This window comes from Streptomyces sp. NBC_01520 (assembly GCF_045040375.1).
Taxonomy (GTDB): domain Bacteria; phylum Actinomycetota; class Actinomycetes; order Streptomycetales; family Streptomycetaceae; genus Streptomyces.
The window spans coordinates 4,862,950-4,882,080 of sequence record NZ_CP109404.1 but is presented as its reverse complement, the minus strand read 5'-3'; the positions used below and the strand labels follow the sequence as shown (position 1 = coordinate 4,882,080).

The window sequence follows — 19,131 nt, the reverse complement described above, 5'->3', positions numbered from 1 at the left end:
GGGAAGGGGGTGCCTGGTGGCCGGCACGGCCGGGGGCCGGCGCGGCCCGGGGGCTCAGCGCAGCCGGAAGGCCTTCATCGCCTTGAGCCCGAAGCTCATCAACGCCGCGTACTTCTCGTCGTCCATCCCGAAGGCCGGTCCGAGCGGAACCAGCCGCTGCTGGGCGACGGTCTGGGCCTCGGTGTACTTGAGGATGCCCTCGGAGCCGTGGCGCCGGCCCAGACCGGAGTCCTTCATGCCGCCCATCGGGGACTGGACACTGCCGTAGGCGGGCGCGTAGCCCTCGTTGATGTTGACGGTGCCGGCCCGCAGCCGGGCGGCGATCCGGTGGCCGCGCCGGCCGTCCCTGGTCCAGACGCTGGCGTTGAGGCCGTACGGCGTGGCGTTGGCGAGGGAGACGGCCTCGTCCTCGTCGGTGAAGCGGTAGACCGAGACGACGGGCCCGAAGGTCTCCTGGGTGCAGACGGCCATCGGTTCCTGGACGTTGTCGAGGATGGTCGGCTCGTAGAACAGCGGGCCGACGTCCGGGCGGGCGGTGCCGCCCGCGACGAGCGTGGCGCCCTTCTCGACGGCCTCGACGACGTGCCGGGTGACGGTCTCCAGCTGCCGTTCGCCGACCAGGGAACCCATGTCGGCGCCGTACGCGAGGGAGTTGCCGAGGCGCATCGCCTTCGTACGGGCGGCGAAGTGTTCCACGAACTCGTCCGCGACGGACTCGTGGACGTACAGGCGCTCGATGGAGATGCAGAGCTGTCCGGCGGAGGAGAAGCAGGCCCGGACGGCACCCGCGGCGGCCTTCTCCAGGTCGGCGTCGGCCAGCACGAGCATGGGGTTCTTGCCGCCGAGCTCCAGCGAGACGCCGACGAGCCGGGCCGCGGCGCGCTGGGCGACGTCACGGCCGGTGGCGGTCGAGCCGGTGAAGGAGACGTAGTCGGCGCGTTCGACGACCTCGGGGCCGACGACGGGGCCCTCCCCGATGACGATCTGGAACACCTCGGCGGGCAGCCCGGCCTCGATCAGCAGGTCGCGCGCCCACAGCGCGGTCAGCGCGGTCTCCGTGTCGGGCTTCATCACGACGGCGTTGCCGGCCACGAAGGCGGGCAGCGCGTCGCCGACGGAGAGTTCGAGCGGATAGTTCCAGGGGGCGATCTGGCCGACGACCCCGCGCGGCTGCCGCAGCTCGGTGACCTTCGTGAGGGCGGGGACGACGCCGGTGTGCCGCTTCGGCTTCAGATAGGAGGCGGCCCTGCGCCCGTAGTGGCGGGCCGAGACGGCGACGGCCAGTACTTCCTCGTGGGCGTGCAGCCGGGCCTTGCCGGTCTCCAGCTGGATGAGGTCGAGGACCTCGGACTGACGCTGCAGGACCAGGTCGTGGAAGCGCAGCAGTACCGCGGCCCTGGCGCGGATCGAGGTCGCGGCCCAGGCGGGCTGGGCGGCGCGGGCGCGCTCGAAGGCGGCCGCGACGTCCTCGGGTGTGGACTCGGGCAGGTCGGCCAGCTTGTCACCGGTGAACGGCGCGTGGTTGGCCGTGCGGCCGGAGCCGACGACACCACGGGTCAGCTGGGCGATCACCTCGGGTGTGACCACGTCGGCCGCGGTGCGCACGCCCACGGGGGCGGCGGCCACCGGGTTGGTGCCGACGCGGGTGCCGGGGGCGGTGGTCGTGGAGGCCTGCGAGTCCGTCATGAGGGCGAGAGTATGTCCGGCGCAACACTTTGGGTACCCGTCGGTAACAGCTTTTCACAGTCCCTACAACTGCCCCTGGCCCCGGCCGGCGACACAGCCAGTGATCACTGGCGACATAACCGCTGATCAGGAGCTATCTTCCGGCGGCACGGCGAATCGTGAAGCTTCCGGTGCTCCATGACCCGGGCATGAATCTTTTCACCCACGCTCACGGGTCGACGCGTCACGGACCCGGGTCGCCGCCCGGACGCACCCGCCCGTCCAGGGCGTCCTCAGCCGTCCTGCTCCGGGGGCTGCCAGCTGCGCAGCATCGTCTCGAAGCGCTCCCGGCTCTCGGCCCAGTCGTCCTCGGGGCCCGTCATGTAGAGCGCGTACTCCGGGCCGCCCCTCTCGCCGAAGTACATCTGGTCGATGCCGTGGCGCGCGCCCGGATGGTCCTTGGACTCGACCCAGGTGAACTCCCACAGGGAGCCCGGCCGGTCACGGAAGATGTTCGAGTGCAGGGTGAGCCGCTCGTACCCGGGCAGCCGTTCGGCGAGGTCCTTCTCGATGCTCAGCATGTGCATGTACGAGTTGTCGAAGTCGGGCTCCGGATCGAGGCTGATCCGGATGCGGTGCGCGCCGTTGTCCGGGGTGTAGTCGATCTGGCCGTCGTTCTTCTGCCGTGCCCAGCCGTCGGGGACGGCGAGGCTGAAGCCCTCGGGGTCCTGGATCCGGTGCCAGCCGTCGGGTATCTCATCCGGCGAGGACGCCGAGCCCTTGTCCCCGTCCTTCCCGCTCCCACCGTCCGACGAGGACGGGCCGGTGGTCTCCGGGCCTGCGGTGCTCCGCTCCCCCGCGCCACCGTTCCCCTCGCCTCCCCCGTCGCCGCCGAACTTCATCACGGCCAGCCCCACGGCCCCGCCCAGCAGCGCTGCCAGGGCGACGACCAGCACGGCGGTGCGCCACCGGCCCCTGCCGCTCCGCGTGGCGGCGGGCGACGGGGCGTACGCGGGCGCGGCCGGTTCGGGCACGGGCTGCGGGAGATGGGCCGTGGCCCCTTCGGGGGACGAGGAGGCGCGCAGGTCCTCGTCGGAGATCCGCTGCGTCGGCACGTGCGCCTGGGCCGCGCGGGGCCTGCGGCCCTCCATCGCGTCCAGCAGCATGCGCTCCGTCTCCTCCGCCGTCGGCCGGTCGGCGGGGTCCTTGCGCAGCAGCGCCGTGATCACGGGGGCCAGCGCACCGCCCCGGAGCGGTGGCGGCGGTTCCTCCGCGACGACGGCCTGCATGGTGGAGATCGGGGACGTACGGCGGAAGGGCGAGTGCCCCTCGACTGCCGTGTAGAGCGTGGCGCCCAACGACCAGAGGTCGGACGCGGGGCCGGGGTCGCGGCCGCGTACCCGCTCGGGTGCCAGATAGTCGATGGAGCCGACCAGTTCACCGGTCCTGGTGATCGTGGAGTCGCCCTCGATCGCGGCGATCCCGAAGTCGGTCAGCAGCACCTGCCCGTCACGCGCGAGCAGTACGTTGCCCGGCTTGACGTCCCGGTGCAGCACCCCGGCGCCGTGCGCGGCCCGCAGGGCACTCAGCACATGAAGCCCGATCCTGGCGGCCTCCCGCGGATCGACCTCGCCCGTCTCCTTCGTGGCGTCGGCGAGTGACGGCCCGTCGACGTACTGCATGACGATCCAGGGGCGCTGGTCGTACTCGATGACGTCGTGGACGGTGACGACCCCGGGATGGGTGATCCGGGCGGCGGCCCGCGCCTCCTTCTGCGTACGGGCGTGGAGCACGGCCCGGTCCGCCTCGGCCGCGTAAAGCCCGGCCGTCAACTCCTTGACGGCGACGGTCCGGTGGAGCACCTCGTCGTGGGCCCGCCACACCTTGCCCATGCCGCCACGGCCCAGGACGTCACCGAGCCGGTACCGCCCCGCCAGTACGATTCCCGCGTCCGTGCCCTGCACATGTTCCACGTGTGTCCCCGCCCCATTCCTTCGAATGACAGGTTACGGACGGGAGGCAGTGCGGCGTAACCGCACCTCGCCCACGAGACCGCACTGTGATGCTTGTCGCGTGCGCCGGCGTGCGGTCAGGAACCCACGCGGTAGGAGGAGATGGCCTGTTCGTAGATGTCGGACACCTTGTCGCGCTCGTCCTCCGGGCCGATGACCTGGACGATGTGGTACCTGCCGTCCACGATCATCGCGAGGTTGCGGACGTACACTTCGCGCCCGCCGCTCTCCTGCCAGGTGAACTGCCCCTCGGCCATGGCCTGTCGGCCCACGTCGACCCGGCGCAGGCCGCTCGACGTCGCCCAGCTGGACTCCCGGAACGGCTTCAGCTCGGGCTCGGCGCTCCGCTGGTAGTCCAGCGGGTCGGCACCGTTGGCCTTGACGGTGTCCCGGCCGGGCACGATCAGCACCGTGAACCCGTCGCTGCCGTAACGGATCTGACGGTCCGCGTTGGCCGGGCTGCGCTGGAAGTCCTTCGGCACACCGACCTCGAACCCCTCGGTGTCCTTGCGCAGGACGTAGCCGGAGGCGAGCGCCACGGCGGAGCGGCTGGTCTGCGGCTGCTCCGAGCCGGACCTGTCCGGCTCCTCGGCGGAGGGGCTGGGTTCCGGACCCGGCTCCGCCGGAGCGGCGGAACCGGACGGCTGCTGCCGCGCCCCCGTGTCCGTACCCGATTCGGATCCGGCCTTGGGCATGAACATGAACGCGTATGCCACGGCGGCGGCCATCACGAGGAGTATGAGCACCAGCAGCAGCCGGCCGAGCCGGCGCGGCGCCCGCCCACCGGGCTGCCGGCCCGGCGGTGGCTGACGCAGCACCCTGGGGCCCTTGGGCTCACGGGGTGCGCGCGGCGGCTTCTCGTACCTCGGCTGCTTCTCGTGCCGCTGGGACTTCTGCTGACGGTGCCGGCCCTGCGCCGCGCCGCGGCCCCGACGCCTGCGCACCAGCTCGCCCCGGCGGCGTACGACGGGCAGCCGGGTGGCGTCGGTGGGCGGCAGCTGAACGACATCGATGCCGGCCTCGGGCTCGGGGGCGGAGCGCACGAGGGAGCGCAGCCAGCCGCGCAGTTCCTCGAAGTCCGGGCGTTCCGTCGGGTCCTGACGCAGCAACGACTCGACGACGGGCCGCAGCGGGCCGCACTCCTCCGCGAAGGCCGGCGGTTCGCCGCAGACCATCTGGACGAGCTCGGCCGCGTTCTCCTCCGGGTACGGGGCGTGGCCCTGGACTGCGCGGTAGAGCAGGGCACCGAGCGCCCACAGGTCGGTGGAGGGGCCGATGGGCGGGGCCAGCTGCCAGTTGTCGTGGACCGGTCCCGCCTGCTCGGGCGCCCAGCGCTCGGTGACGGCGCCGACGACGGCGATACGGGCCTGCCGGGCGCGTTCGGCGGCGAGCGGGGTGGCGGGGCCGCGGTAGGCGGGGGTGCCGCCTCCGCCCGCGACGACCTCGTCCCAGCCGCCGGAGGGGGTCCGTGCGGCCACCGGCTGGGGCAGAGGGTCCTGCCGTTCCGCCGGGCCGCTGCCGAGGCGTCGTGAGTCGGCGCGCAGCGCGTCCTCGCCGGAGCCGCCCGATCCTCCGGAGCCGCCCGCGGGCACGGGACGGCCCGAGCCGTGCCCGTCGCCCCAGGTGCCGGCGAGGTGGACGCGCCGAGGGCCCGCGCCGGGCCCGCCGTCGTCCTCGTCGTCGTCGTAGGGGTCGGCGCCGTAGGGATCGTCGGCCGCGCGGCTCCAGGCGCCGGGCAGCAGCGAGTGCCCGGCCGCCGGGCCGGGGGCTTCCTCGTGTCCGGCGGCAGCGGTGCCGTCGTCACCCTCACGCGGCTGGTCCCCGGTTTCGCGGGCCTGCTGGTCCTCGGTGACGCGGGCCGCGGCGCGGGCACCCGCCCGGTAGGCGGCGATCGCTCCGGCCCGGGCGGCGCGCAACTGGGCCGGGCTTCCCGCCCCGGGCTCCGCCACGGGGACGGCGGGGTGCGCGGGCCTCGGGACCAGCTCCTGGCCGTCCCGGTCCACGGCGTCGCCCACCATGGGCGGAGCCGCCTCGATCTCCATGGGGCCGCGCGAGGCGGGCACCCCGGCGGAGGGCGTCTCCGGGGCGGCCTCCACCTCGAAGGGCGGCTCGTACGGACCGGTGGGGCCCGACTCGACCGCCGGGGGCCCGTAGTCGTCCGCCTCCTCGGGCTGCGGCACGGGGACGTACCCGCACAGCGCCTCCTCGGCCGCGCCTGCCGCCAGGCCGGTCAGGACGACCCGGCCGTCGTCACAGACGAGCACCGTGCGGACGGTGATGTTGCGGTGGGTCCAGCCGTGCGCGTGCAGCACTCGCAGGGCCGTGAGCACGTCGGAGCCGATCTCGGCGGCCCGGTACGGGTTGAGCGGTCGCTCCGCGAGGAGCGCGGCGAGCGGCCGGGCCGCGACCAGTTCACTCACTATCCAGAGCGAGCCCGCCTCGGCGAACACGTCGAAGACCTGGTCCAGGCGCGGGTGGTCGGGCACCTGGGCGGCTGCCTGCGCGGCTTCGATGGCCCGGCGGACCGCAGGGTCCGTGGAGCGCCGCACGGTGCGCCCGGTGGTACGCCTGGCCGCCGAGGACAGCCCGTCGGCGTCGAGCACCTCCGCGTCCACGACCTCGGGCAACGGCACCTGCCGGACGAGGACTTCCTGACCGCTGTAGGTGTCGAACGCCCGGGTCTCGACCAGTTCGTACCCATTGGACGGAGGCAGCGGAAGGCGGTAGCGGTCGGCAAGGACCCGACCCGCATAGTCGTCCACAACGCCTCCCCAGAGCGCACTGTCCCCCGGTCACGGAGACCGCAGGAATCCGTCAATTGCGGTCACTTGCTGTGCAATCGACCCATGACCCCGGCTGCGTACGGTCCATGGCCTCTCACGATACGTGGCAAGTGGCGACGGTGCGGCCGGGTCCGGGCAACCCGGCCGTTCCGTTCGGTCCGGCCGGGTCCGCCGTCCCGTCAGTCGGTGGGCGCGAACGTGGCGAACGCCGTCTCGCGCAGCGTGGTGCACTCCTCGCCGTCCCACTCGCTCGCCTTGCAGCTGACCATGATCGAGTAGCCGTGGGTGGCGTCGGCCTTGAAGCCCCGGTTGAGGACCCTGACCCGCATGCCCTGCTGGTTGCGCGTGAACGCCCAGTCGGCGACGGTCGGGTAGCCGTTGTACTCGACCTTCTTGATGCCGAGGTGCTTGTAGCCGTTGCTGCTTCCGGCGACCGCTCCCATGAGGCCGCGCCATGCGGCGGCGGCATCGTCACCGGGCGAGCTGTTGTAGTCGACCTGGACGCGCGGGAAGCCGCCGCCGTCGTTGTAGATGCCGCCCGAATTGCTTCCCGCTATGCCGTTGCGCTTGAAGCTCCCGGGCATCGCCATCGTGAAGTGGAACCGCTTGTCGGTGACCTTCTCGTACCCGGCCGGCAGGGCGTTCGGGTCCGGGGCCGCCGGTTCGTCGGACTCCGGGGTGGGCGAGGTGTCGGTGGACGCCTTGCCCTTGTCCTCGCCCTGGCCGTCCTTGCCGTTCCCGTCGTCGGTGCCGGTGTCCTTGCCCGAGTCGGTGTCGCCACCCGCCGTCGCTCCGGCGGACGCCGCGGTGTCGCCCTTGCCCGCACCGGCGTCGTTGCCCTCACCGTCGTCGCCGAGGGTGAGCACGAGGACCGTACCGAGGACGGCCAGCACGACGACACCGGCGATGACCGCCAGGGTGCGGCGCGGTACGACATCCGTGATCGAGGCACGCGGCGGAGCGGGCGGGCCCGCCGGACGCTGCGGCGGTACGGCCGGTCCGGAGGCCGAGGCGGTGGTGGCCACCGCCGGGGTCTTCGCGTTCCGCACGGACCGCAGCGCGCCGCGCAGCCGTTCCTTCGTGCTCTCACCGGTGCCGGAAGCCGCACCGGTCCCCGGTCCGGTCGCGGATCCCGTGGCCGCACGGGCCCCGGACCCACTGCCCGCAGCGCCGGCAGCCGGACCCGCGCCGGACGCGGAACCGCTTCCCGGCCCGGCCGCCGCGGCTGCGGTCGCCGCAGCGGCTGCCGCGGCTTCCTTCTTGCCGCCGCTCCTCGAACCGATGATCCCGGGCAGCGCCATGACCTGGGTGGAGTCGGCCGGCGGTGCGACGGGCGGTTCGGGCTGCTCGGGAGCGTTGATCACCTTGTTGAGGAGGACGCGCGCCCCGGCGTCGTCCAGCCGCTGCTCGGGGTCCCTGACCAGCAGGCCGTAGATGACCTCCTCCAGCGGACCCGCGTTCTTCGGCGGATCGACCGGCTCCGTCATCACGGCCGTCAGCGTGGCGATGGCCGAACCCTTGTCGTACGGCGGGCAGCCCTCGACGCTCGCGTACAGCAGTCCGCCGAGCGACCACAGGTCGGCGGGCGGACCCGGCTTGTGCCCGCGGGCGCGCTCCGGCGAGATGTAGGAGGGGGCGCCGACGAGCATGCCCGTCGAGGTGACCGAGGGGTCGCCCTCGACCTGGGCGATGCCGAAGTCGGTCAGGACGACCCGGCCGTCTTCGGAGATCAGCACGTTGGACGGCTTCACGTCGCGGTGCAGGATGCCCTCGCGGTGCGCCGAGCGCAGCACGTCGAGGATGGCGAGGCCGACCTCGGCCGCACGCTTCGGCGTCAGTGTCCCGTCCTCACGGATCGCCTCGGCGAGTGACTTGCCCTCGATGAGCTCCATGACGATCCACGGCCGGTCGTCCTCGTCGACCACGTCGTAGACCGTCACCGCGCTGTTGTTGCGGATCCTCGCGATCGCCTTCGCCTCGCGCAGGGTGCGCGTGATCAGCCGGCGCTTCTCGTCCTCGTCGATGGCCGAGGGGAACCGCAGTTCCTTGACCGCGACCGTGCGGCCGAGTGTCTCGTCGGCAGCACGCCAGACCGTGCCCATGCCGCCCCGGCCGAGCACCTCCCCGAGCCGGTACCGCCCCGCGAGGAGACGTCCGTCCTTGTCCCGTTGGGGCTCCTGTGCCTGCTCCGCCTCCGACATGCGTCCCCTCTGCGATCAACCCGCCCTGGCAGAGCGTTCATTGTCCCTCACCCCGGGACCGGCCATGGTGCCGGGTCCACGGTCGGCCATGATGTGGCCGGAGGAAGGAGCCCCTGCCGTGCCGATACTCAGGGCGCTGCTCGCCGCCCCTGTGGTGCTGACTCTGCTCACCCTGGGAACCGCGAGCCTGCCCAGCGAACCACACCTCACGCCCGCATCGTCCTACCTTCCCCGGCTGGTCGTCGAGGGCGATGCCCCCGCGGCGGCCTTCCTGGCGGGTCCCAGCGCCTCGGCACCGTACGGCACATACGGCTCGGCGGGACCCGGGATCGGGTCCGGAGACCGCTTCCGGGCGGGCAGCGTCACCAAGACGTTCGTCGCGACCGTGGTCCTGCAGCTCGCCGCCGAGGGCGAGCTGCGGCTGTCGGACAGCGTCGAGGCCTATCTGCCGGGCCTGATACACGGTCACGGCAACGACGGCGCGCGCATCACGCTGCGCTCCCTGCTCACCCATACCAGTGGCCTCTACGACTACCTCGACGCGCTGCCCGCCACCGACCCCGCCGTCACAGGTGCCACCGGCCCGTCCGCGCAGCCGCTGACGCCCGGCACCGCGATCCGCACGGCCCTGGCCCACTCCCCGGCGAAGACGCCCGGCGCCTTCGCGTACTCCAACACCAACTACGTCCTGCTCGGCCTGGTCGTCCAGCGCGTCACCGGGCACCCGTACGCCACCGAGATCCGGGACCGCGTACTCACTCCCCTCCACCTGTCCGGCACCTCGCTCCCCGGTGCCCGCAGCACCCTGCCCGCTCCGCACTCCCGCGGCTACCACCGTTCCGCCGACGACGGCGCCCTGCGTGACGTCACGGTCATCGACCCGCGGGTCGCGGGCGCGGCCGGGGAGCTGGTGTCCACGCTCGCCGACCTCAACCACTTCTACGCGGCGCTGCTGGGCGGCCGTCTGCTGCCGCCCGCCCAGCTGGCCGTGCTGCTCGACACCGGGGCGGCGGAGGGCCTTTACGGCATGGGCGTCTATCCGCAGAAGCTCTCCTGCGGGACCACCGTCTGGGGGCACAGCGGGCACATCACCGGGAGTTACGTGCGGACCGCCGCGACCGTGGACGGCCGGCACGTCTTCACCTACCGGGTCAATACGGACGCGTTGCCCGACCCGGACCTCGAAACGGCCCTCCTGGAGGCCGAGTTCTGCACCTCGGCCTCCTGATTCACGGCGCTAGAGGGGCACGATGTCCGGCGCCCCCAGCCTCGCCGCGTCCGCAGTCAGGTCGTCCGGCTGCCGCTGCGACTCGCGCTCCGCCTCCACGCGCTTGCGGTAGTGCTCGACCTCCCGCTCGACCTGGCCGGTGTCCCAGCCGAGCACCGGCGCCATCAGGTCGGCGCACTCACGCGCACAGCGGGTGCCCCGGTCGAACGTCTCGATGGAGATCCGGGTGCGCCGCGTCAGTACGTCGTCGAGGTGACGGGCGCCTTCGTGCGAGGCGGCGTAGACGACCTCGGCCCGCAGGTAGTCCTCCGCGCCCGCCAGCGGATCGCCCAGCGACGCGTCACCGGCGACCAGCTCCAGCAGTTCCTCGGTCATGGAGCCGTAGCGGTTGAGCAGATGCTCCACCCGGGCGACGTGCAGCCCGGTCCGGGCCGCGATCCTGGCGCGGGCGTTCCACAGGGCACGGTAGCCCTCGGCGCCCAGCAGCGGGATGTCCTCGGTGACGCAGTCCGCGACCCGCTGGTCCAGCCCGTGCACCGCCTCGTCCACCGCGTCCTTCGCCATCACCCGGTACGTCGTGTACTTGCCGCCCGCGACGACGACGAGTCCGGGCGCCGGATGGGCCACCGTGTGCTCACGCGAGAGCTTGCTCGTGGCGTCCGACTCACCGGCCAGCAACGGCCTCAGCCCCGCATACACCCCCTGAACGTCGTCCCTGCTCAGCGGGGTGTTGAGCACCGAGTTGACGTGTTCGAGCAGATAGTCGATGTCGGCGCTGGAGGCCGCCGGATGGGCCTTGTCCAGGTCCCAGTCGGTGTCCGTCGTCCCGATGATCCAGTGTCGGCCCCACGGGATCACGAACAGGACGGACTTCTCCGTCCGCAGGATCAGACCGGTCGAGGAGTGGATGCGGTCCTTGGGAACGACGAGGTGGATGCCCTTCGACGCCCGTACGTGGAACTGCCCGCGCTCGCCGATGAGTGCCTGGGTGTCGTCCGTCCACACACCGGTGGCGTTGACCACCTGCTTGGCCCTGACCTCGTACTCACCGCCGCCCTCGACGTCCTGCACCCGGGCGCCGACGACGCGCTCGCCCTCGCGCAGGAAACCTGTGACACGCGCCCTGTTCGCCACGTGCGCGCCGTAGCTCGCGGCCGTGCGCACCAGGGTCTGGACATAGCGGGCGTCGTCCATCTGGGCGTCGTAGTACTGCAGGGCGCCGACCAGGGCGTCCTTCCTGAGCGCGGGCGCGACCCGCAGGGCGCGGCGGCGCGAGAGATGGCGGTGCACGGGCAGCCCGCGGCCGTGGCCGGAGGACACCGACATCGCGTCGTACAGCGCGACGCCCGAGCCCGCGTACAGCCGCTCCCAGCCCTTGTGCCGCAAGGGGTAGAGGAAGGGGACGGGCTTCACCAGATGCGGGGCCAGCCGCTCCAGCAGCAGCCCGCGCTCCTTCAGCGCCTCCCGTACGAGCGCGAAGTCAAGCATCTCCAGATAGCGCAGCCCACCGTGGATCAGCTTGCTCGACCGGCTGGACGTCCCGGACGCCCAGTCACGCGCCTCGACCAGTCCGGTGGAAAGTCCTCTGGTGACCGCGTCCAGCGCCGTCCCGGCGCCGACCACGCCCGCTCCCACGACCAGCACGTCCAGTTCACGCTCGGCCATCGCGGCGAGCGCCTGGGCGCGCTGCGCCGGTCCCAGTGTCGCTGTCCTCACTGCTGCCTCCCGGTAATCCCGGTACTCCGGTGGATCAGGGCGGTACGGCACGGGAGGGGACCGGCCGAGAGGCCGGGCGCCCGTGCCCACCACTCGATTCTGTCCGCGGGCCGCGACTTCAGCCACCGCCTGTGGACAACACTCGGTCGACGAGAGTCACAGAATGCGAAATATAGGTCATATTTACGCCTAGTCTGACATTGCGCTGTCCCCAGCAGTTGCGCTTTCTGTCTTCTTGGTCTTAGGGAAGGACGGCCCTCGACATGCCCGCAGACCTCGCTGTCATCGGACTCGGTCACCTCGGCCTGCCCCTCGCCCAAGCAGCCGTCGCCGCCGGGATCCACACCGTCGGCTACGACACCGACCCACGCCCGTACGCCGAACTCTCCGCGGGGCGTACGCCGGTCGAGGGATCCCTGAGCGCCTCCGACATCCGCCGGATGCTCTCAGGAGGGTTCCGCCCCACCGCCGACCCGGCCGAGCTCGGCCGGGTACGTACCGCCGCGATCTGCGCCCCCACCCCCCTCGGCCCCGACCGCACCCTGGACCTCTCCGCCGTGACCGACGCCGCCCGCGCCCTCGCCGCCCGGCTGCGCCCGCACACCACCGTCCTGGTGGAATCGGCCGTGCCGCCCGGCACCACGGAGAACCTCGTGCGTCCGCTCCTGGAGGAGGGATCGGGCCTGCGCGCCGGACGCGACTTCCACCTCGCCCACTCCCCCGGCCGCCTCGACCCCGGCAACCGCACCCATGTCTTCGCCAACACCCCCAAGGTCATCGGCGGCCTCACCCCGGCCTGCACCGAGTCGGCCGCCGCGTTCTACGGCCGGCTCACCGACAAGGTCGTCCGGGCCCGCGGGCCCCGGGAGGCCGAGATGACGAAGGTGCTGGAAACCAACTTCCGGCACGTCAACATCGCCCTGGTCAACGAGATGGCCGTCCTCTGCCACGACCTCGGCGTCGACCTCTGGGACGTCATCCGGTGCGCCGAGACCAAACCCTTCGGCTTCCAGCCCTTCCGCCCCGGCCCCGGAGTCGGCGGCCACGGCGCCCCCGTAGACCCCGGCTTCCTCCCGTACAGCAGCCGCACCCCCGGCCACCCGCTGCGCATGGTCTCGCTGGCCAAGGAGATCAACGACCGGATGCCCGGCTACGTCATCCAGCGCTGCGCCACCCTGCTCAACGAGCACGGCAAGTCCGTCCGCGGGGCCAGGGTGCTGCTGCTCGGCGTCACCTACAAGCCGGACCTGGCCGACCAGGAGGCCTCCCCCGCCCGTGAGATCGCGACCCGGCTGATGGACATGGGTGCCCAGATCGGCTACCACGACCCGCACGTCCTGGACTGGCGCGTACGTGAACTGCCCGTCCCGCGCGCCGACTCGCTGTACGAGGCCGCCGCCGGGGCCGACCTGACGGTGCTGCTCCAGCACCACCGGACGTACGACCTCCAAGGACTCGCCGTGAAGGCCCAACTCCTCCTGGACACCCGGGGAGCCACCCCTGCGGGAGCCGCGCACCGGCTCTAGGGAAAGGCTCCGCCGGCCAGTCCCCGCAAGGTTTCCGGTGGGCCTTGTCGGCACGGACTGCTAGCCTGCGGCGTCACATCTCGCACAGTCGTGCGCATCCGTTCCAGGGGGAACATCCATCATGAGCCAGCCCGTGCAGCCGCCCAACCCGCCGCAGCAGCCCCACAGCGGTCAGCCCGCCGGCAACCCGTACGCGGCGGGGCAGCAGCCCGGCACCCCGGCGGACAACAACCCGTACGCGGGCCAGCCCGCCGCCCCGGCGGGGAACCCGTACGGCCAGCAGCAGGGCGCGCCCACGGGCAACCCGTTCGCCGGCCAGCAGCCCGGCCAGTTCGGCGGCGGCGCCCCGTTCGCGCCCACCCCGCCCGCCCGCAACAGCTCCGGGCTCGGCCTCGGCATCCTGACCGCGCTCGGCACGGCGATCGTCGCGGCGATCCTGTACGGCGTCATAGCGGGCTCCATCGAGCGCGAGGTCGGCTACGCGGCCGTCGGTGTCGGCTTCCTCGTCGGCTTCGTGGCGGGCAAGGTCGGCGGCTCCAACCCGGCCGTCGCCGTCGCGAGTGCCGCCTTCTCCCTCGGCGCCGTCTTCCTGGGCCAGCTCGTCGCCATGTCGATGATCCTGGCCGACGGGCTCGGCGTCGGCTTCACCGAGGTCTTCTTCGACCACTTCGGTGACGTCATGGACATCTGGAAGGAGGAGGCCGACTTCATGACCTACCTCTTCCTCGCCCTGGGTCCGGTCGCCGCCTTCGGTGGCGCCAAGAGGGCCGGCTGACCCACAGCGCGCACGCGGGAGGGCCCGGACCAGATGTGGTCCGGGCCCTCCCGCGTGTGTCGGACGGTTCGTCAGCGGCGGTGCTGCGAGTCCGCCACGGTCACCTCGACGCGCTGGAACTCCTTGAGGTCGCTGTAGCCCGTGGTGGCCATCGCCCGGCGCAGCGCGCCGAAGATGTTCATCGAGCCGTCGGGGTTGTGCGAGGGTCCGGTCAGGACCTCCTCCGTCGTGCCGACGGAGCCCAGGTCGACCAGCTTGCCGCGCGGCACGTCCTCGTGGACGGCCTCCATGCCCCAGTGCCGGCCGCGGCCGGGCGCGTCCGTCGCACGGGCCAGCGGGGAGCCCATCATCACGGCGTCCGCACCGCAGGCGATCGCCTTGGGCAGGTCGCCGGACCAGCCGACCCCGCCGTCCGCGATCACGTGCACGTACCGGCCGCCGGACTCGTCCATGTAGTCACGGCGGGCCCCGGCCACGTCGGCGACCGCGGTCGCCATCGGGACCTGGATGCCGAAGACGTTGCGCGTGGTGTGCGCGGCGCCGCCGCCGAAGCCGACGAGGACACCGGCCGCGCCGGTGCGCATCAGGTGCAGGGCCGCGGTGTACGTGGCGCAGCCGCCGACGATCACCGGGACGTCCAGCTCGTAGATGAACTGCTTCAGGTTGAGCGGCTCCGCGGCTCCGGAGACGTGCTCGGCGGAGACCGTCGTACCGCGGATGACGAAGATGTCCACGCCCGCGTCGACGACGGCCTTGGAGAACTGCGCGGTGCGCTGCGGGGAGAGCGCGGCGGCGGTGACGACACCGGAGTCGCGCACCTCCTTGATGCGCTGCCCGATCAGCTCCTCCTGGATGGGGGCGGAGTAGATCTCCTGGAGCCGCGGGGTCGCGGTCTCGACGGGCATCTCGGCGATCTCGTCGAGGAGCGGCTGCGGGTCGGCGTGCCGGGTCCACAGCCCTTCGAGGTTGAGGACACCGAGGCCGCCCAGCTCACCGATGCGGATGGCGGTCTGCGGGGAGACCACCGAGTCCATGGGAGCGGCCAGGAAGGGCAGCTCGAAACGGTAGGCGTCGATCTGCCAGGCGATCGAGACCTCCTTCGGGTCACGGGTACGACGGCTCGGCACGACAGCGATGTCGTCGAACGCGTATGCCCGCCGACCGCGCTTTCCGCGCCCGATCTCGATCTCAGTCACGATGATGTGGCCTTTCCTCTACGTCTGCGCTGACCAGTATCCCCGACACACACATGAGGGGCGGTCCCGGGAACCCCGGACCGCCCCTCACCTGCGCTGATGCGTTACTTCCTGCTGTAGTTCGGCGCTTCGACCGTCATCTGGATGTCGTGCGGGTGGCTCTCCTTGAGACCCGCCGAGGTGATCCGTACGAAGCGCCCGTTCGCCTGGAGCTCCGGGACCGTCCGGCCGCCGACGTAGAACATCGACTGGCGCAGACCACCGGTGAGCTGGTGGACGACCGCGGACAGCGGGCCGCGGTACGGGACCTGGCCCTCGATGCCCTCGGGGACCAGCTTCTCGTCGGAGGCGACGCCCTCCTGGAAGTAGCGGTCCTTGGAGTACGAGCGCTGGTCGCCCCGGGTCTGCATCGCGGCGAGCGAACCCATGCCGCGGTACGACTTGAACTGCTTGCCGTTGATGAACAGCAGCTCGCCCGGGGACTCCTCGCAGCCCGCGAGGAGCGAGCCGAGCATCACGGTGTCGGCGCCGGCCACCAGGGCCTTGGCGATGTCGCCGGAGTACTGCAGGCCGCCGTCGCCGATGACCGGGACACCGGCCGCCTTCGCGGCGAGCGAGGCCTCGTAGATCGCCGTGACCTGCGGGACGCCGATGCCGGCGACCACGCGGGTCGTACAGATGGAACCGGGTCCGACGCCGACCTTGATGCCGTCGACGCCCGAGTCGATGAGTGCCTGGGCGCCGTCACGGGTGGCGATGTTGCCGCCGATGACGTCGACGCCCGACGCGTTCGACTTGATCTTGGCGACCATGTCGCCGACCATGCGGGAGTGGCCGTGCGCGGTGTCCACGACGATGAAGTCGACACCGGCCTCGACGAGCGCCTGCGCCCGCTCGAAGGCGTCACCCGCGACGCCGACGGCGGCGCCGACGAGCAGCCGGCCTTCCTTGTCCTTGGCGGCGTTCGGGTACTTCTCGGCCTTGACGAAGTCCTTGACGGTGATGAGGCCCTTGAGGACCCCGGCGTCGTCGACCAGCGGAAGCTTCTCGATCTTGTGGCGGCGCAGCAGCTCCATGGCGTCGACGCCGGAGATGCCCACCTTGCCCGTGACGAGCGGCATCGGCGTCATGACCTCGCGCACCTGGCGCGAACGGTCCGGCTCGAAGGCCATGTCACGGTTGGTGACGATGCCGAGGAGCTTGCCCGCCGCGTCGGTGACCGGGACACCGCTGATGCGGAACTTGGCACACAGGGCGTTGGCCTCGTGCAGCGTCGCGTCCGGGTGGACCGTGATCGGGTCGGTGACCATGCCGGACTCGGAGCGCTTCACCAGGTCGACCTGGTTCGCCTGGTCGGCGATGGAGAGGTTGCGGTGCAGAACGCCCGCGCCGCCCTGCCGCGCCATGGCGATGGCCATGCGCGCCTCGGTGACCTTGTCCATCGCGGCGGAGAGCAGCGGGATGTTCACCCGGACGTTCTTCGAGATGTGCGAGGAGGTATCGATCTGGTCGGGCGCCATGTCGGACGCGCCGGGCAGCAGCAGCACGTCGTCGTATGTCAGCCCGAGCGTCGCGAATTTCTCGGGCACTCCGTCGACGTTTGCAGTCATGACACCTTCCCCAAATGGCCTTGATCGGTGCGGATGTCCATGCTAACGGGCTCGCGGGGTGTCTCATTCCACGAGCAAGATCACTTAGTGTTTTCGTGGCTTCCTACGGAACGGCGGGGCCGCCCCTACTGGCCCGCGAGGGCCCGCAGTCTGCTCAGCGCACGGTGCTGGGCCACCCGGACCGCGCCCGGGGACATCCCGAGCATCTGCCCGGTCTCCTCCGCGGTCAGTCCGACCGCGACCCGAAGGACGAGCAGCTCACGCTGGTTCTCCGGAAGGTTGGCGAGAAGCTTCTTGGCCCAGGCCGCATCACTGCTGAGCAGGGCGCGTTCCTCCGGGCCGAGCGAGTCGTCGGGCCGCTCCGGCATCTCGTCGGAGGGCACGGCCGTCGAGCCGGGGTGCCGCATCGCGGCGCGCTGGAGGTCGGCGACCTTGTGGCCCGCGATGGCGAAGACGAAGGCCTCGAAGGGTCTGCCGGTGTCCTTGTAGCGTGGCAGCGCCATCAGCACCGCGACACAGACCTCCTGCGCGAGGTCCTCCACGAAGTGACGGGCATCACCGGGCAGCCGGTTCAGCCGGGACCTGCAGTAGCGCAGGGCCAGCGGGTGGACATGGGCCAGCAGGTCGTGCGTGGCCTGCGCGTCACCGTCGACGGCACGGTGCACCAGAGCACCGATCACCGTCGTCTCGTCGTCGCGCATCGGACCATGGTGCCTTGACGCCGTCTGATCCGCGGCATCGCGTCCCGAGTTGTGCACCGAAGCGTTATGAGCGGGTGCGCCGGATGTCATCTCCTGCGCCCTCCCCTTCCGCTGGACCGAATCGTTCCCGAGGAACTCCACACCTCAAGGATGCGGCATCGGCCGGGAAGCGTCACATGGCGCTGGTGGGGAGGGCCCGGCCGCAGGTCCGCCGCCACCGTCGCCCCGTCCGCCGGTGTGCGGACGGGATCGAACGGCTACCGGCCACGCCGCTGCATCAGCGGACCAGGCCCCAGCGGAAGCCGAGCGCGACCGCGTGCGCACGGTCCGAGGCTCCCAGCTTCTTGAACAGACGCCTGGCGTGCGTCTTCACCGTGTCCTCGGAGAGGAACAGCTCGCGTCCGATCTCCGCGTTGGAGCGGCCGTGGCTCATGCCTTCGAGCACCTGGATCTCCCGCGCGGTGAGCGTCGGGGCCGCCCCCATCTCGGCGGACCGCAGCCGGCGCGGGGCGAGCCGCCACGTCGGATCGGCCAGCGCCTGGGTGACGGTGGCCCGCAGTTCGGCGCGCGAGGCGTCCTTGTGCAGATAGCCGCGGGCGCCGGCGGCGACCGCGAGCGCGACCCCGTCGAGGTCCTCGGCGACGGTCAGCATGATGATCCTGGCGCCGGGATCCGCCGAGAGCAGCCGCCGGACCGTCTCCACACCCCCCAGACCGGGCATGCGTACGTCCATCAGAATCAAATCCGAACGGTCGGCTCCCCAGCGGCGGAGGACTTCCTCGCCGTTGGCCGCCGTCGTCACACGCTCGACGCCGGGCACGGTCGCAACCGCGCGACGGAGCGCTTCTCGGGCAAGCGGGGAGTCGTCGCAGACGAGGACGGATGTCATGACCGTCCTCCGCAGCTGATGCGCGTCACCTTGAGCCTCCAGGCTGATACAAGTCGTCACCTGTGCGGTTGACCCCCTCGGACATCTGCCCGAGCTCGCTCTCCGTCAACCGCCTCGCCCTTCTCAACGACGGTCACTCGAAAGAGTTACGGGTCGAAGCTTCCGGTTCGGCACTCTAAGTGAGGGCCCGCGCACGGAGGAGAACGACGCGGAATCATTCACCCGTCAACCGATGTATCACCCATAGGCATGCCCCATTTAGCGGATTTTCTTCCCTTTTGCTGGCGTCTGTGGCTAGATTCGCAATCAGTCATATTTACATCTACTAACACCGTAGATGTACGGTCGGAACTCCGGCCGACGACGATCACGCCGACGGTCGAGGATGCCGTTTCCGACTCAGCAAGGTTTCGAGGGGACACGCAATGGCAGATTTCTCCCGCCTTCCCGGACCCAACGCAGATCTGTGGGACTGGCAGCTGCTGGCCGCCTGCCGCGGGGTCGACAGCTCCCTGTTCTTCCACCCCGAAGGAGAGCGCGGGGCAGCCCGGAGCGCCCGTGAGACCTCGGCGAAGGAGGTCTGCATGCGCTGCCCGGTACGCGCCGAGTGCGCGGCGCACGCGCTCGCCGTTCGGGAGCCCTACGGCGTGTGGGGCGGCCTGACCGAGGACGAGCGCGAGGAGCTCATGGGCCGCGCCCGCAACCGCCTGATCTCGGCCCACTCGGGCGCCACCCGGACTCCCGGCCCCACCTGACACTCAGCACGGCCCATCGAACGCAGAAACGTTTCTTCGCATCTGGTGCGCCCGCCGTCGGACGCGCGCACCGG

At 71.6% G+C, this 19,131-nt stretch carries 13 protein-coding genes; 4 read left to right on the top strand and 9 right to left on the bottom strand.

The genetic code is table 11. The annotated features are described in order from the left end of the window. Nucleotides 1-54: 54 nt before the first annotated feature. The 4 genes from OG524_RS22320 to OG524_RS22305 form a co-directional block, all read right to left on the bottom strand. Nucleotides 55-1,686: a succinic semialdehyde dehydrogenase gene (locus OG524_RS22320; protein WP_405389084.1), complete on the bottom strand. Its 1,632-nt coding sequence runs from the start codon at nt 1,684-1,686 to the stop codon at nt 55-57. Nucleotides 1,687-1,958: 272 nt separating this feature from the next. Beyond that, nucleotides 1,959-3,638: a serine/threonine-protein kinase gene (locus tag OG524_RS22315; RefSeq protein WP_405389085.1), complete on the bottom strand. Its 1,680-nt coding sequence runs from the start codon at nt 3,636-3,638 to the stop codon at nt 1,959-1,961. Nucleotides 3,639-3,754: 116 nt separating this feature from the next. Beyond that, entirely contained in the window at nt 3,755-6,439 is a 2,685-nt protein-coding gene (locus tag OG524_RS22310) for a protein kinase (RefSeq protein ID WP_405811568.1), read from the bottom strand. Nucleotides 6,440-6,639: 200 nt separating this feature from the next. Further along, nucleotides 6,640-8,661 carry a serine/threonine-protein kinase gene (locus tag OG524_RS22305; RefSeq protein ID WP_405389087.1) on the bottom strand — a complete coding sequence of 674 codons (2,022 nt, stop codon included), beginning with the start codon at nt 8,659-8,661 and terminating at the stop codon, nt 6,640-6,642. A gap of 118 nt (nt 8,662-8,779) precedes the next feature. On the opposite strand from OG524_RS22305, the gene OG524_RS22300 reads away from it, so the two are divergent. Beyond that, nucleotides 8,780-9,889: a serine hydrolase domain-containing protein gene (locus tag OG524_RS22300; protein ID WP_405389088.1), complete on the top strand. Its 1,110-nt coding sequence runs from the start codon at nt 8,780-8,782 to the stop codon at nt 9,887-9,889. 9 nt (nt 9,890-9,898) lie between these two features. Here the strand turns inward: OG524_RS22300 and OG524_RS22295 are convergent, their stop codons facing one another. After that, nucleotides 9,899-11,605 carry a glycerol-3-phosphate dehydrogenase/oxidase gene (locus OG524_RS22295; protein ID WP_405389089.1) on the bottom strand — a complete coding sequence of 569 codons (1,707 nt, stop codon included), beginning with the start codon at nt 11,603-11,605 and terminating at the stop codon, nt 9,899-9,901. Nucleotides 11,606-11,868: 263 nt separating this feature from the next. Between OG524_RS22295 and OG524_RS22290 the strand changes: the two genes are divergently transcribed. Beyond that, nucleotides 11,869-13,131, top strand: coding sequence for a nucleotide sugar dehydrogenase (locus tag OG524_RS22290; protein WP_405389090.1), 1,263 nt, complete (start codon nt 11,869-11,871; stop codon nt 13,129-13,131). Between the two features lie 121 nt (nt 13,132-13,252). Next, complete coding sequence (locus OG524_RS22285) at nt 13,253-13,906, top strand: hypothetical protein (protein WP_405811567.1); 654 nt, start codon at nt 13,253-13,255, stop codon at nt 13,904-13,906. Nucleotides 13,907-13,977: 71 nt separating this feature from the next. Here the strand turns inward: OG524_RS22285 and OG524_RS22280 are convergent, their stop codons facing one another. From OG524_RS22280 to OG524_RS22265, 4 genes are all read right to left on the bottom strand, one after another. Then, nucleotides 13,978-15,102, bottom strand: a complete 1,125-nt coding sequence (locus OG524_RS22280) for a GuaB3 family IMP dehydrogenase-related protein (protein WP_329208224.1) — start codon at nt 15,100-15,102, stop codon at nt 13,978-13,980. A 104-nt stretch (nt 15,103-15,206) separates the two neighbouring features. Beyond that, entirely contained in the window at nt 15,207-16,712 is a 1,506-nt protein-coding gene (gene guaB / locus OG524_RS22275; RefSeq protein ID WP_405389093.1) for an IMP dehydrogenase, read from the bottom strand. A gap of 125 nt (nt 16,713-16,837) precedes the next feature. Then, nucleotides 16,838-17,413: a sigma-70 family RNA polymerase sigma factor gene (locus OG524_RS22270; protein WP_056796454.1), complete on the bottom strand. Its 576-nt coding sequence runs from the start codon at nt 17,411-17,413 to the stop codon at nt 16,838-16,840. A gap of 277 nt (nt 17,414-17,690) precedes the next feature. Further along, nucleotides 17,691-18,302 (bottom strand): response regulator transcription factor, encoded by a 612-nt coding sequence (locus OG524_RS22265; RefSeq protein ID WP_003948568.1) that lies wholly within the window; start codon nt 18,300-18,302, stop codon nt 17,691-17,693. 425 nt (nt 18,303-18,727) lie between these two features. On the opposite strand from OG524_RS22265, the gene OG524_RS22260 reads away from it, so the two are divergent. Beyond that, nucleotides 18,728-19,057 (top strand): WhiB family transcriptional regulator, encoded by a 330-nt coding sequence (locus OG524_RS22260; RefSeq protein ID WP_405389094.1) that lies wholly within the window; start codon nt 18,728-18,730, stop codon nt 19,055-19,057. The last annotated feature ends 74 nt before the right edge of the window (nt 19,058-19,131 follow it).

Bases quoted from the DNA above. Each gene is read 5' to 3' on its own strand.
- OG524_RS22320 (WP_405389084.1), bottom strand. From the start codon at position 1,686: ATGACGGACTCGCAGGCCTCCACGACCACCGCCCCCGGCACCCGCGTC.
- OG524_RS22305 (WP_405389087.1), bottom strand. From the start codon at position 8,661: ATGTCGGAGGCGGAGCAGGCACAGGAGCCCCAACGGGACAAGGACGGA.
- OG524_RS22290 (WP_405389090.1), top strand. From the start codon at position 11,869: ATGCCCGCAGACCTCGCTGTCATCGGACTCGGTCACCTCGGCCTGCCC.
- OG524_RS22285 (WP_405811567.1), top strand. From the start codon at position 13,253: ATGAGCCAGCCCGTGCAGCCGCCCAACCCGCCGCAGCAGCCCCACAGC.
- guaB (WP_405389093.1), bottom strand. From the start codon at position 16,712: ATGACTGCAAACGTCGACGGAGTGCCCGAGAAATTCGCGACGCTCGGG.
- OG524_RS22270 (WP_056796454.1), bottom strand. From the start codon at position 17,413: ATGCGCGACGACGAGACGACGGTGATCGGTGCTCTGGTGCACCGTGCC.
- OG524_RS22265 (WP_003948568.1), bottom strand. From the start codon at position 18,302: ATGACATCCGTCCTCGTCTGCGACGACTCCCCGCTTGCCCGAGAAGCG.
- OG524_RS22260 (WP_405389094.1), top strand. From the start codon at position 18,728: ATGGCAGATTTCTCCCGCCTTCCCGGACCCAACGCAGATCTGTGGGAC.